We start from the raw sequence: 13140 nt of genomic DNA on the forward strand, positions 1-13140 counted from the left end.
ATGACGTAGCTCCCAGACAGGCAGTCAACACGACGGCAGCGATAGCTTGTTTCGACTTTGCGGCACGCCGGTAAGTTGTCATAGCCATCTTCCTCGAAGGAGGTTTCGCCGTTGCCCCAGCGCGCCGAGCTTTGTCGTAACTTACGCCTCGGGCGGCCTTTCAGCAAGAACGAGCCGTGCGGTACACCGCATCCGGGACGCGTCCACCCACGCGAAGGCGGCGGACGTGCTGTCCTGAATTGTCCACGGACTTTTCCTCCTTGCGTACAATGATTTGCACTCAAGGAGGTCTTCGTGAAGACCATGACCTATTCCAAATCCCGCGCCAACTACGCCGCCACTCTCGACGCTGTGCTCGATGACCGGGAAGAAGTGGTGATCACCCGTGCCGGCAAGGATCCCGTCGTCATCGTGGCGCTGGACGACTATCAGTCCCTGAAGGAAACTGTCTACCTAATTCGCAGCCCGGAGAATGCCCGGCGGCTCCTTGGCTCCATCGAGAATCTTGAAAGCAGCGGCAAGGGCGTGGCTCACGAGCGCGCCGAATAACGCTGGTCTGGGCGGGTCAGCGTGGGAAGACGCATTCGGAAACTAGGTCTCACGCTAGGCCTACGGCGGAAGCAACGCCGCACTCATGGTGTCCGCGACAAAGGTTGCGAACTGGGCCGGCGTCCATCCGCGCTGAAGCACCAGCAGTTCATAAAGCTCCGGGGAGCTGACCGTCCACAGCACATCGATGGCGTCCGACAGGGTGACCCCTTCCTTCAGGAAACCGCGTTCGGCCAGGAATTCGGCGTTATGCCTCATCCGTTCCAGGCGGTGCGCGTTACTCGCCTCCAACAGTCCGGCCATCGATGAGTCTGTCGCCGCTGCGGATCGGATGAGCAGGAGGATTGGAGTGACTGTCGACGCCACTTCAGCTGTGAGGGTTCCCCACTGGTGCATCAGCTCCCGGGGATCATCAATGCGTTCTCTGACCTCATCCGAGCGTCGATAGGCGGGAGTTTCACCCGTGCCGGTCAAACCGCGCTCGTAGATGGCGCGGACCAACCCTGACTTGTTCTCGAACGACTTGTAGACAGTTTCCGCGGAGATGCCCGCCGCTGCGGCAATGCTGGCCACGGTTGTCGCCGCGTAGCCGTCCTGCAGAAACCGCTGTTCCGCGACATTAAGAACCATGGCGCGCGTCTGTTCTGCGAGTGCCTTTCGGCGGCTTGAATTATAGGGGCGACGGCCATTGACCGGAGGCATTGCCAGCTCCATACTTGGTATTGGGTACAAAGCACTGTAATGAAAGGTTAGCCGATGAACGGCAACCAGGAACACCCTCATGCAGATGACCCGCAGCGGAGCCCGCTACGGGTAATCGACAGGCTCGTCAGCGCGATCAACGACCACGACCTCGATGCCCTCACCGCCTGTTTCGCGGACGACTACGTCAACATCACACCGGCCCACCCGGCACGCAGCTTCACCGGAGTGGACCAGGTTCGGCAGAACTGGCGCACCATCTTCGAATCTCTTCCCGATATCCAGACAAGCGTTGTCAGCGCGGCCATCGACGGTCAGGTGGTCTGGACCGAATGGGAGCATCGCGGCACCGGCCGCGACGGCTCTGCCAAGCTGCTGCGCGGCGTCGTTATCTTCACCGTCGGGACAGAGGCGATCACCGGCGCCCGATTCTTTCTGGAACCGGTCGACGACGACGCCCGGGGCGTCACCGCCGCTCTCACTCACCAACTGGACCGCTAGCCCAAAGGAAGCATCATGATTCTCGTAGCCGGAGCCACCGGCAAGCTCGGCGGGCTCATTACGCAGCAACTCATTCAGCAGGGCGAACCTGTCCGTGTCCTTGTCCGGCCGGATGCTGTGGGCAATTTCGGGCCGACCACGGAGGTTGCCCTCGGTGACCTCAAGGATCCGGCCTCACTCCGCGAAGCCTGCAAGGGTGTCGACGCGGTCATCACTACGGCGAACTCAACGGCGCGGGGCGGGGCCGACACCATCGAGTCAGTGGATCTGATGGGAAACCGCAATCTGGTCGATGCGGCCGCGGCCGAGCGGGTCGGGCGGTTCATCTTCATCTCGTCGCTTGGCGCGGACCCCGCCAGCACCATGCCGCTGCTTCAGGCGAAGGGAGAGACGGAAATGCACCTTGCCGAATCCGGCATGGTCTGGACGTCGATCCAGCCGAATGTGTACATCGACCTCCTGGTGATGGGCGTCGTCGGGGGGCCGGCCCTGTCGGGTACCCCGGTCACACTGGTTGGCTCCGGCGAGCGCAGGCACTCCTTCGTGGCGGTGTCCGACGTCGCCGCCTACACCCTGGCCGCGCTCCACTCCCGCGCGTCCGAGAATCAAACCGTTCGGGTGGGCGGTCCGGAACCGCTCTCCTGGCGGGACGTCGTCGCGACGTTCGAGCAGTTCCTGGGCCGTCCGGTGGAGGTCCGCACAGTTCCTCTGGGTGAACCGGTACCCGGGATGCCGGAATTCATTGTGCAGCTCCTCACGGCACTGGAGACCTATGATTCCCCGATGGACATGACGGGCATGGCGGAAACTTACGGTGTGAAAGGGACCTCGCTCAGGGAATTCCTCGACGCCACGGTCCAGCACGTGGGCTGAGGTTGTTTCTGCCGTGCGGTGAGAATTTGCATGCCCCGCCGGGAGCCTTACGCCTCGACCAGACGCCTGCGGTTCTTCAGTTCCTTCACCCAACTCCTGATCTCGGCGTCCGAGAAAGGAACCGCTCCCGCACGAAGGTCGTCAATCAAAGTCCCGGTCGCACTCAAAGCAATGTCGAGAACCCGATCGGCTACCCGCTGCGGCAGGCCCACATCCTCCATCCAGCCCAGAAAATGCTTGCGCGAGATACCTGTCCGCTTCCCCGCTATGGGCAAAGCAAGTGATCTGTCTCCGTAAACCACGGTCGACTGAATGTCATAGACCGGCGCGATTGCGATACCGCCGAGCGCATCCTGCAGGAGAGAGACGTTCTTCGCATGAAGGTCGCCGTTCCCCGTCAGCCAGGCGAAGACCAGTTGCAGCGCCAGGTTGCGCAGCGCCGGAAGCGGAGCATCGCAGAGTGCGATGAGTTCCCGGCACACCTGTTCATAGGGCACATCATATTTAGCGGCGGGATGCAGCCCCATGTACCCTCCGTCACGGAACTGCCCCTGGGGACGATCTGCACATCGCCCACCGTGTCACCTCCGACTGCGAGCAGAAGGGACAGTTCATCGTCCATCGACGTTTTTACGGCCCTGCGCAGCAATGAGAGGCGGCGCCCTTCAGGCAGCAAACCAGCAAAAAAAGGGGGCACAGCGCCAGCGGTCAGGATCACGGCTTCGGATGACAGCGGTAGCGATGCCGCCACTGCTGGACCGCCCGTCACAAGGTATTCCGGCAGATAGCTGAACCGTGTCCCGCTTTCATACCGTTCCAGTTGGGCGGCGAGGACACCCCGTTTGTAGACGTCAGCCTGCCGCTGACCCTTGACATCCTCGAATGATTTCATCGGATGCCACCGCCCTGCGACTCGGGCCCTTCAGCGCCCTGCGTCTCGCGGCGCCAGCCCGTGACAGCGAGATCTAGTCCCAGTGTGCGAAGGACCACCAGCAGCGACTCCAACCTGACCGTCGGCTTCCCGTGTTCAACGGATCGGACGAATCGTTCCGAAACGCCGGCAAGGTCAGCGAGATCAGCTTGGGTGAGCTGCTCGGCGACGCGCCGGGCACGCACGGATTCCGCAAGAGTCTGCTCGAAAGCCACTTTTATCCACTCCTCGTCCGGCACGATCGTACCGATTCTTTCAGTATGTGGGCCTCTGACGAGCTTTTCAACGGCAATCGAGCATCAAACGGTACGAACGTTCCGATTCGTGCCTATCTGTCCTGAGAACAGCCAGGTTGTGAGGTCAAAACCGATAAAACGGCACGATCATGCCGGTCGCCCTACTGGTTTAGACGCTGCGTGCCACTCTAGAAAAGCAGTACCGCCAGCGTCTCACTCAAACAGGCCCCGCACATCGCCGGCGGTGAGAGCGGAAGAGAACATGGCGTCGTCGTCCATTACTGCAGTGAAGAGCTTGGCCTTCTTCTCCTTCAGCGCCATTACCTTTTCCTCGATGGTGTCCTTGGCCACCAGCCGGTACACCATCACGTTGCGCTGCTGCCCGATCCGGTGCGCCCTGTCCACCGCCTGGTTTTCGCTGGCCGGGTTCCACCACGGGTCCAGCAGGAAGACGTAATCCGCTTCGGCGAGATTCAGACCGAACCCGCCCGCCTTCAGGCTGATCAGAAAGACGGGCGCTTCTCCGGACTTGAACTTCTCGATCACCTGCGCACGTCGGCGGGTTTTTCCGTCCAGATAGGCATAGTCCATTCCGGCTGCCTCCAGCCGTTCAACCGCTTTGGCCAGGAACCCGGTGAACTGGCTGAACACCAGCGCCCGGTGGCCCTCCGCAACAAGGTCCTCAAGCTGCTCGAACAGCGCGTCCAGCTTGCTCGATGGAACCGTTGCATACTTCTCATCCACCAGCGACGCGTCCAGGCTCAACCGCCGCAGCATCGTCAGCGACCGGAAAATCTCGAACCGGTTCTTGTTCATGTCAGCGAGCAGGCCAAGCACCTTCTGGCGCTCACGCTGCAGGTGCCGCTGGTAGATGGTGCGGTGCCGGGGAGAAAGCTCAAGTTCGAGCACCTGCTCCTGCTTGGGCGGAAGGTCCCTCGCCACCAGCTCCTTGGTGCGGCGGGTGATCAGCGGACGAATCCTGCGCCGCAGCTGAGCCAGCCTCTCGGCGTCGGACTCCCTCTCGATGGGCCGCTGATAGTACTCCGCAAACTTTCTGGAGCTGGGAAACAGGCCCGGGGCGGTGATCGCAAAGAGCGACCACAGCTCCATCAAGTTGTTTTCCATCGGTGTGCCGGTAATCGCCAGCTTGAACGGCGCCGGGAAGTCCCGCGCATTCTCGCTGGCCCGGGTCACCGGATTCTTCACGAACTGCGCCTCGTCCAGGATCAACCCTGCCCACTCCTGTGCGGCGTAGGCCTCATAATCCAGCCGGAACAGCGTATAGGACACAATTACGACGTCGTTGCTGGTCGCCAGCACGGCAGGATCGGCACCGCTGCGGCGGAGCGTATCCATTACTGCTTCGGTGCGCAGGTTCGGCGCGAACCGGTGAGCCTCGGCCGCCCAGTTGGGCACCACGGACGTGGGAGCGACGACAAGGAATGGCCGCGTTTCCTGCCCCGCTTCCCGCGTGTGCGTCTCCCGCGTATGCGCGATCAGCGCCAACGCCTGAAGCGTCTTTCCCAGCCCCATGTCATCGGCCAGGATGCCGCCGAGTCCGTGCTCCCAGAGAAAGGCCAACCAGCTGAAGCCCTCCTGCTGATAGGGCCGCAGCGTTGCCTGAATTCCGGCCGGCACGTCCCTGGCAGGCACCTCGGACAGCTCAAGCAGCGCGGACACCGAGTTCCGCCAGGACTCGGCCTGTTCGGCAGTGGCTGCGAGGTCCGCCAGCTCCTCCCACAGGCCTGCCTGGAAGCGGCTGATCCGCAGCTCAGCAGTGTCCTTGTCCTGCAGCGCCCGGGCTTCTTCGATCAACCGGCGGAGCTGGGAGAATTCCGGCTGGTCCAGCGAGAAGTAGCCGCCCCCGGGTAGCAGCAGGTGGTCCTCGTCGAGGGCGAGCGCACGGAACAACTCGCCGAACGGAACCTCCGTGCCGCCCAGCGAGACGCTGACGCCGAGGCCGAACCAGTCGCGGTCGTCCGTCTCGCTGGTACTCACGGAAACTGTTGGCTGCTCTGTCAGCTCCGTGTAGTCGGGGACGTCCTCGCTCTGCACGACGCGCACGTGCTCAAGGGCTTCGAGTTGCGGCACCAGTTCGGCGACGAACCGTGCGGCGGCCACGCCGTGCAGTTCCCTCGGTTCCGGCCGGCCCGGAAAGCCGTCCGCCGGCCGCGGAAAAGCGTCATACCAGGCGGCGCGGAAGCCGTCGAGCACTCCGGCAACGGTGGCCAGGGTGCCGGCTTCCGCCGGCTGGTCCCGGTGGCCGGTGCCGTCGTCGGGAAGCGGGTGCGCCGTCGTCGTTCCTCCCTGGGTGTACTCCCAGGACCAGCTCAACCGCACTGCCTCAGTCTGCGCGGGGGAATCGGAGGCACGACGGCGCGAGCCGGTTGCGGTGGGCGCGTAGCTGATTTCCAGCAGCAGGGAAGGCGGCGGGATCTCCGGCAACTCAACCGAGCCGTCCCTCGAGATGAGGTTCACCTGCTGGTGCAGCTGCGGATAGTAGTCCTGGAGGAAAGCCTCCCGGCCGGTTTCGGGAATCTGCAGCGGAATTTGCGCAGTCACCAGGGAACGGAGGGTCCCCGGAATCGGAGTGGACGTGGGCGCAAGTCCGATATTCCGGTCGGACAGCGGTGCCTGTGCGTCCTCCGGGTCCCACCAGAAGATGCCGTGGACCGGCGAACCGACCAGACCGATCGACGTCGGATCCAGGGCATCGCCATCAACCTCCACGTGGGGCGCGAGGATCAGTCCACCGCCGTTGGCCTGCACATTGAGGCTTACGTCCGCGGTGGTGTGGAGCGTGACCTTCCCGCTTCCAGCGGTGATGAACTGCACTCCCGCCTCGCGGCCGCGCACCAACAGGTCCCACAGCAGCGGGCTCCGGAAATCGTCCACCCGGATTGTGTCACCGGGGCCCTGACCCGAACCTGCACTCCGCGTGCGAACTGCTGCGAAGGTGGACATCCAGTCCCAGTGCGCGTCCTCGAAGCCTGCCCTGTTATACCCGGCGAAGAAACTCTGCCAGCGCAGTTGGCCGGTGATCCAGGTGCCGCCGGCGCTGCGCTGCACGGGTCGGATGTAGAGATGCACGCCCGGGTCCTGCCGCTTGAACCGGCTGGGCGAGGAACGCGGTGCGTCTTCACGCAATTCGAAGGAGAGCGCCAGGGGAACCGCAGGCACGGGTGAACGGGCGGAGTAGCCGCTGGCTGAGTACGTATTAACCGGCGCAGCAGGCTTCGGGTTCAGGAGCGAGTCGAGGCTACGCTGCCAGTCGGGAGATGCAGGCGCTGTGGGTGCCTCTTGCGCAGGCGGTTTTGCTGGTGTTTTTGGAGCGTCGAATGGCATCACCTCAAGGATACCGGTGCGCTTTGCTGACCGGCAGCGCACCGAGCGTGCCGGTCTCGCCGTACCCCGCGGGTGAGGAGACCACGACCTAAGCTGGTGCCATGGAATTCCTGCGCAACCTGCTCCTCGTTCTGCACTTTGTCGGTCTTGCTGCCATCCTGGGTGGCGTCATCGCGCAGATTCGGAGCATGCGTACCGGCGGGGCCGTGGTGACACCGGGCATCATGCACGGCAGTTGGCTTCAGCTGGTCTCCGGGCTGGGACTGGTCGGCGTTCTCGAAGCCGGAGATCTGGCGGAAGTCGACAACATCAAAATTGGAGTGAAGCTCCTGGTGATGGTCGCCGTCGTCGTACTGGCTTTCATCAACCGCAAGAAGGACGCAGTGCCGTCCGCCATTCTGGGAGTAATTGGCGGCCTGACGCTGCTCAACATCATCATTGCGGTGTTCTGGCGGTAGAGCTTTCATCTCCTGACGCGAGGCATCCACAGGCCCTGGTGCGACGAACAGCCTTGCGACGGAAGGAACACGATCCACATGTTGAACACCGAACGAACCGGCTCCGGCACACCGCTTGTCCTCGTCCACGGACTCGGATCCAGCATCCGTAACTGGGATCCGGTCCTTCCCATGCTGCAGGAAAAGCGTGAGGTCATCGCCGTCGATCTGCCCGGATTCGGCAAGAGCGAGCCCCTCACAGGTGAGGTGACCATTGACACCCTGACCGCCGCCGTCGAACGGTTCCTTCGCGAGGAGGGCCTTGAGGGTGCTGACATTGTCGGCAGTTCGATGGGTGCGCGCATGGTGGTCGAGATGGCTCGCCGCGGGCACACGGGCAACGTCGTGGCGCTGGATCCCGGTGGATTCTGGAATGACACCCAGGTGCGCATCTTCAACAGCACCATCACGGCGTCCATCGCGCTGGTGCGCCGGATCCAGTCCATCCTGCCGTCACTGGTCAAGCAGGCTGCCGGCCGTACCGCACTGCTCGCGCAGTTCTCGGCGGCTCCGTGGAAACTCGATCCGGACCTGGTGCTCACGGAGCTTCGCGGATTCAGTACCTCCCCCAGTCTCGATGAGGCGCGCAGGTCACTGGCACACGGGCCGCGGCAGCTGGGTGCGCCGCAGGGCACACTCAAGGGAAACCTCGCGTTCGGCTGGGGCCGGCAGGACAAGGTGACTCCGCTCAGCGAAGCGGCAGTCGCCATGTCGCTCTACCCGGACGCCACCTTGCACGTCTTCGAGAACTGCGGGCACTTCCCCCACTGGGACCAGCCGGAGGAAGCCGCGCGCTTCATTCTGGATTCAACGGGTTGGTAAGCCTTCGACCAGGAGCACAGGTGACCGGGCCGGTCCGCTGCCGAAGGCTGAGCAAGCGGACCCTGCCCGGTGAGAACGTCCGTCAGGTCATGACGGCCGCTCCCAGCACAATCATCACCCGCGGGGCTTGCTGATTCCTTGGGAAGGGAGGCAGTGAGGCGGCGGGGCCACATCGGGGGAAACGGGCCCCGCCTCGCGGGAGATCTCCGTCCAGATCACATCCCGCTGCCGTTTATTCTCGTCTCCCTTTGCCCTCACGGGATAGCTTTGGGGATTATTACCGCCGACGACGAGCACATGACGCTCGCGACTGGTCCGTCACTGGCAGCTGATGTCCGGATTGAAGGCCGCAAAGGTACCGTCGAAGGGCATTCGGCTCTAACTGAGGGCTCGTTCCAGTCCGTCCAGGATCACGTCGAGGCCGTACTCGAATTCCTCCGCGAAGTCATAGCCCGGCTGCAGAACGTGGTCCGTCACGAACGCCGCCAGGTTTGGGTACTCATTGGCAGGAAACGGCTCGAACATGTCCTGCGCCATCGCTTCGAACTCGGCTGGGGTATCGATGGGCATACTCATCTTCGTGAGTGCGAAGCCGTAAATGTATCCGTCGAGGAGCGAGTAGGCGTGTGCCACCATCGCCATATCGAACCCTGCCCCACGGAGGTTGCCGATGACCGCGTCATGATGACGCAGGTTGGCAGCTCCAGGCCGCCTTCGTGACTCCATCAGTCCGATCGCCCACCGGTGGCGCGCAAGTGCGTCCCGGAGCGAGAGCGCCCGTTCCCGCATTGCTGTTTTCCACTCCCCCTGCACAGGAGGAACCGGAATCTCACCGAAGACGATGTCGATCATCGCATCGATAAGGTCATCCCGGTGCGAGATATGGCGATAGAGGGCCATGGGAGCGACGTTCAGTGTCTTGGCGACATGGCGCATTGTCAGTCCCTCCAGTCCCGCAGCGTCCGCATGCGCAATGGCAGCCTGAACGACGCGCTCCCTGGTGAGGGGTCGACGGCGTGTCCCGGCGTTAGTGCTCGCTTCTGACATCTCGTCCCCTTTTCGGTCGGCCATCGAAAATTCCCACTTACTTCTCGTGTACTTAGTACACTACTGCGTGTACGCTGTACACATTCCGTGAAACTGTTCACGGATTCACCAAAGGAACGGTTATGAGTAATTCACACGGGGTTCTCCCCGAGGCACCGGCACCGGCATCGTCGAGGCTTACGCCGGCGTCACCGAAGCGCCTTGCGAGGATTGCAGGAGTGTTCTACCTCCTGGTAGGAATCACGGGCGGCTTCGCTGCGGGGTTTATGGACCCCTTCCTCTATGTCGCCGGTGACGCGGCGGCAACCGCCGGCAACGTGACGGAGAACCCCACACTCGTGCGGATCGGCGTCGTTTCCCACCTCGTGGACGCCGTCTTCTTTCTCCTGACGGCGGTGACGCTTTACCTGTTGCTCAAGCACGCAGGCAAACATGCGGGCCGTCTCATGGTGTTGGCTGTGATCGTCGCCGCCGGCATCATTTCGGTCAGTGCAGTCTTCACTTATGTGGCGCTCCAGGTAACAACAAACGGCTCCTATACGGATGTCTTCGGGCTGCTGGGGTCCAATGCACTGGTGCTTCTGCTGCTGGACATCCAGCACTACGGCATCCTCGCCGCACAGGTCTTCTTCGGGCTGTGGCTGGCACCCTTGGGTTACCTGGTGATCAAATCGAAGCTATTCCCAAGGGCGCTTGGCATCATCCTCATCCTGGCCACAGCCAGCTATCTGGTCGATGTTGCCCTCGCGTTCCTGTTTCCCGCACTCGCAACGCAGATTCATAGCTACCTAGGCATTGTGCCGGCCATCGCAGAAATCTGGATGGTGTTGTACCTACTCATCATCGGTGTCCGCACTCCGCGCGTGGCGGGCCGGCTGCCGGCACAAGTGACGCCAGCGCCGGCCTGGTGAGAGGCGGCAATAACTTCAGCGACGTCGTCGTACGTTCCGTGAACATCCGTGGTTCAGCAAGGGCAGATCCTGCCCTTGCTGGTCTAGGAGCCTTCGAGGTCTTCGAGCGACTTGCTCCTGGTGTCAGGGGACAGCAGTGTTGCCACTGCGGCAAGCACGCAGATACCGAACGTAGTCAGCCCGATAACCATCGGCCCGTTCGATGAACCCGGCGGAGCAATGGCCGTGAAGACGCTCGGGAAGAATGACGCGATCATCAGCCCAACGTTCTGCGACACCGCAAAACCGGTGACGCGGATCCGCATGGGGAACTGCTCCTGGAAGAACGTGGCGAAGGTGGCGTTCCACATCTGAAAGAAGAGCCCCTGCACGATCACGACGCACACAAAGACCAGCAGCAAACTCCTCTGATCGATGGCCCACAAGTACCCTCCTGCCAGCAGGCCTCCGCCAAGCCCGCCAACCACCATGAGAGTCCGCCGGCCGATCCTGTCCGACAGCGCGCCGAATGCCGGGATGGTCAACACAGCGACCACGTTGGCTACGAGGGTCACCCAGAGGAAATCATCGCTTGAGTAGCCAATGCCGTACCCATCCTGCGTTGCATAAGCGACGCCGAAAATTAGCGTTGCCATACCGATGACATTGGTGAAGGTCATGATGATGCAGCGAACCACTACCCAGGGGTACGTGCGCAGCAGTTCGACCAGCGGGAACCGGCGCTTTGTCTCTCCGCTTGCAGACTGGGCCTGGTATGCCGGAGGCTCCTCCACCCGACGGCGGATGTAGTAACCGGCGAGGATCACCAGGGCGCTGAGCAGGAACGGGATTCGCCAGCCCCAGGCCTCGAACTCGGCATCCGGAAGGATGGCAGCGAGTGAGAGCAGGACGCCGGTAGCCAGGATTGACCCGACCTGCGTGCCCTGGAGGCTGAAGCTTGCGAAGAATCCACGCCGGGCATCGGGTGAGTGCTCGACGATCATGGCGCTGGCTCCGCCGAGCTCACCTGCAACCGCGAACCCCTGGATCAGGCGGAGGACCACCAGCAGGGCGGGCGCGAGGAGACCTACCTGACCGAACGTGGGCAACAGACCGACGGCGAAAGTCGCGAAGCCCATCAGCAGCATCGCAGCGACCAGCACCTGCTTGCGGCCGTGCCGGTCACCGTACGCACCGAGGACCACAGCGCCGACCGGACGGGCTACATATCCCACGGCGTAGGTGGCAAGGGAGGCGATAATTCCCACCGTCGGATTCTCGGACGGGAAGAAGATAGCGGGGAAGACCAAGGTTGCGGCGAGCCCGTACAACGCAAAGTCGTAGTACTCGAGCGCGCTCCCGATCCAACCGCTCATCGCGGCCTTCTTGGGATTCCTCTGACCGACGCTGGAATCGCGGATCGGGCTGACGTCCTCGGTGGGCGTTCTACTCATTGCTGATATTCCTTCGTCGCCATTGGCAAGGAGCCGCAACTTCCGTCCCGGCATGGCTTCGTGTTGTGACCGGCAGGAGCGCATTGGACAGGAGTTACAGAACCTGTGCCGGCGCTCACATTGAATCGATTCATGTCAGCCTAGGGCGCTGGCCGGGGCCGCGTCAAAGCCTCGGCACAAGCCGCTCCGATGCCTGGCACGGTTGCTATCGTTGCACCGTGTCCGCTACCCACTCCGCCCCCTCCCTCAGTGACCGTGCCGCGCTCGTCATCGTTGACGTCCAGCAAGCGTTCGACGACGCCGCCTACTGGGGCACACGCAACAACTCCTCCTGCGAGGAGAACATCGCCGCCCTCCTGACTCACTGGCGCGAGACCGGCCGTCCCGTCGTCTTTGTCCGGCACGACTCCACAGATCCGGAGTCTCCCCTGCACCCCGACCATCCGGGACACGCGTTCAAGGACTTCATCACCGGCACACCGGACCTGCTGGTACACAAAAGCGTCAACTCCAGCTTCCACGGCACCCCTGATCTCCACGCCTGGCTGCAGGAGAACGCCATCTCCGAACTGGTTATCTGCGGAATCACCACGAATCACTGCTGCGAAACCACAGCCCGCGTCGGAGGCAATCTGGGCTACATGGTTTTATTCGCGCTTGATGCCACGCATACCTTCAACCGCGTCGGTCCGGATGGCGATGATGTTTCAGCGGACGCGATTTACCGCATGACTGCCGTGAACCTGCACGGCGAGTTTGCCGCCGTCGTGAACACAGCTGACCTGCTTGCACCGGCGCAGACGGCCGCAGTTGGGAGTCAGTGACTACGCGTTAGTCGGGTAACGGTGACTGCTGCCCTCAAAATCAGACGCTGGTACCGGTGGAGAATCCACTCGTGAAGGCGGCGGCGAAGAACAGCACCCAGCCGATGATGAGCAGGATGCTCAGCGCGCCGAGAATAATCGCGACCCACCCCAGCAGACGCCCGCCGGCTGCCGGTTCACCCATCCGCTCAGCCTTGTTCGCCGAGCTGATCGCGAGCGGCCCGAAGACAAACCAGAACAGGAACATCCCGAGTACGCCATAGGCAAGCGACAGTTGGGCAGCGCGCTTTCCCTCGTAGTCCGACCCCGCATAGCTCATGCCCGGAGACCGGCGGGTGCTGGCGGCCGCGAAGGGCTGTTCGCTCGGATATGGGGCACGATTCTGGGTGGAGTAACTCGACATGGGTATTCCTTCTGAGACAAGGTGGATAGTCCGGGATCCTGTTGGTGAGTTACCGCCAATACACCC

The 13140-nt window shown here is 62.6% G+C and carries 14 protein-coding genes and 1 pseudogene; 7 read left to right on the forward strand and 8 right to left on the reverse strand.

Going from position 1 to position 13140, the window contains the following annotated elements; genetic code table 11:
- Positions 1–303: 303 nt before the first annotated feature.
- Positions 304–549: a type II toxin-antitoxin system Phd/YefM family antitoxin gene (locus ABFX19_RS13730; protein ID WP_428831054.1), complete on the forward strand. Its 246-nt coding sequence runs from the start codon at positions 304–306 to the stop codon at positions 547–549.
- A 60-nt stretch (positions 550–609) separates the two neighbouring features.
- On the opposite strand, the gene ABFX19_RS13735 is transcribed toward ABFX19_RS13730, so the two are convergent.
- Positions 610–1251, reverse strand: a complete 642-nt coding sequence (locus ABFX19_RS13735; RefSeq protein ID WP_346028614.1) for a TetR/AcrR family transcriptional regulator — start codon at positions 1249–1251, stop codon at positions 610–612.
- A gap of 54 nt (positions 1252–1305) precedes the next feature.
- Here ABFX19_RS13735 and ABFX19_RS13740 point away from each other — a divergent pair, with 54 nt between their 5' ends.
- Positions 1306–1752 carry a nuclear transport factor 2 family protein gene (locus tag ABFX19_RS13740; RefSeq protein WP_346028615.1) on the forward strand — a complete coding sequence of 149 codons (447 nt, stop codon included), beginning with the start codon at positions 1306–1308 and terminating at the stop codon, positions 1750–1752.
- A 15-nt stretch (positions 1753–1767) separates the two neighbouring features.
- Positions 1768–2625 (forward strand): SDR family oxidoreductase, encoded by an 858-nt coding sequence (locus ABFX19_RS13745; RefSeq protein WP_346028616.1) that lies wholly within the window; start codon positions 1768–1770, stop codon positions 2623–2625.
- 47 nt (positions 2626–2672) lie between these two features.
- Here the strand turns inward: ABFX19_RS13745 and ABFX19_RS13750 are convergent, their stop codons facing one another.
- The 4 genes and pseudogenes from ABFX19_RS13750 to ABFX19_RS13765 all read right to left on the reverse strand — a co-directional run bounded on the left by ABFX19_RS13750 (position 2673) and on the right by ABFX19_RS13765 (position 7137).
- Positions 2673–3152 (reverse strand): HipA domain-containing protein, encoded by a 480-nt coding sequence (locus tag ABFX19_RS13750; protein ID WP_346028617.1) that lies wholly within the window; start codon positions 3150–3152, stop codon positions 2673–2675.
- A gap of 89 nt (positions 3153–3241) precedes the next feature.
- Positions 3242–3517: pseudogene (locus ABFX19_RS13755) on the reverse strand (HipA N-terminal domain-containing protein); the annotation flags it as partial.
- The gene (locus tag ABFX19_RS13760; protein ID WP_277356983.1) at positions 3514–3771 is read right to left on the reverse strand and encodes a helix-turn-helix transcriptional regulator; all 258 of its coding nucleotides are present in this window, start codon (positions 3769–3771) and stop codon (positions 3514–3516) included. The pseudogene ABFX19_RS13755 and the gene ABFX19_RS13760, both read right to left, overlap by 4 nt.
- 234 nt (positions 3772–4005) lie before the next feature.
- Positions 4006–7137 carry a DEAD/DEAH box helicase gene (locus ABFX19_RS13765; RefSeq protein ID WP_346028618.1) on the reverse strand — a complete coding sequence of 1044 codons (3132 nt, stop codon included), beginning with the start codon at positions 7135–7137 and terminating at the stop codon, positions 4006–4008.
- 101 nt (positions 7138–7238) lie between these two features.
- Between ABFX19_RS13765 and ABFX19_RS13770 the strand changes: the two genes are divergently transcribed.
- Together ABFX19_RS13770 and ABFX19_RS13775 are read left to right on the forward strand one after the other, a co-directional pair.
- Positions 7239–7595 (forward strand): hypothetical protein, encoded by a 357-nt coding sequence (locus ABFX19_RS13770; RefSeq protein ID WP_056550394.1) that lies wholly within the window; start codon positions 7239–7241, stop codon positions 7593–7595.
- Between the two features lie 78 nt (positions 7596–7673).
- Positions 7674–8456, forward strand: a complete 783-nt coding sequence (locus ABFX19_RS13775) for an alpha/beta fold hydrolase (RefSeq protein WP_346028619.1) — start codon at positions 7674–7676, stop codon at positions 8454–8456.
- A 378-nt stretch (positions 8457–8834) separates the two neighbouring features.
- Here the strand turns inward: ABFX19_RS13775 and ABFX19_RS13780 are convergent, their stop codons facing one another.
- Positions 8835–9503, reverse strand: coding sequence for a TetR/AcrR family transcriptional regulator (locus tag ABFX19_RS13780; RefSeq protein WP_346028620.1), 669 nt, complete (start codon positions 9501–9503; stop codon positions 8835–8837).
- Positions 9504–9625: 122 nt separating this feature from the next.
- Between ABFX19_RS13780 and ABFX19_RS13785 the strand changes: the two genes are divergently transcribed.
- A complete protein-coding gene (locus tag ABFX19_RS13785) occupies positions 9626–10414 on the forward strand; it encodes a DUF4386 domain-containing protein (protein ID WP_346028621.1) in 789 nt (262 codons plus the stop codon).
- Positions 10415–10497: 83 nt separating this feature from the next.
- Here the strand turns inward: ABFX19_RS13785 and ABFX19_RS13790 are convergent, their stop codons facing one another.
- A complete protein-coding gene (locus ABFX19_RS13790) occupies positions 10498–11847 on the reverse strand; it encodes an MFS transporter (protein WP_346028622.1) in 1350 nt (449 codons plus the stop codon).
- Positions 11848–12065: 218 nt separating this feature from the next.
- Between ABFX19_RS13790 and ABFX19_RS13795 the strand changes: the two genes are divergently transcribed.
- Positions 12066–12671 (forward strand): cysteine hydrolase family protein, encoded by a 606-nt coding sequence (locus ABFX19_RS13795; protein WP_346028623.1) that lies wholly within the window; start codon positions 12066–12068, stop codon positions 12669–12671.
- A gap of 40 nt (positions 12672–12711) precedes the next feature.
- Here the strand turns inward: ABFX19_RS13795 and ABFX19_RS13800 are convergent, their stop codons facing one another.
- On the reverse strand, positions 12712–13074 hold the full coding sequence (locus tag ABFX19_RS13800) for an Asp23/Gls24 family envelope stress response protein (RefSeq protein WP_056550403.1): 363 nt from the start codon (positions 13072–13074) through the stop codon (positions 12712–12714).
- Between the last annotated feature and the right edge of the window lie 66 nt (positions 13075–13140).

The organism is Arthrobacter parietis (genome assembly GCF_039530425.1).
Classification (GTDB): Bacteria; Actinomycetota; Actinomycetes; order Actinomycetales; family Micrococcaceae; genus Arthrobacter_D; species Arthrobacter_D parietis.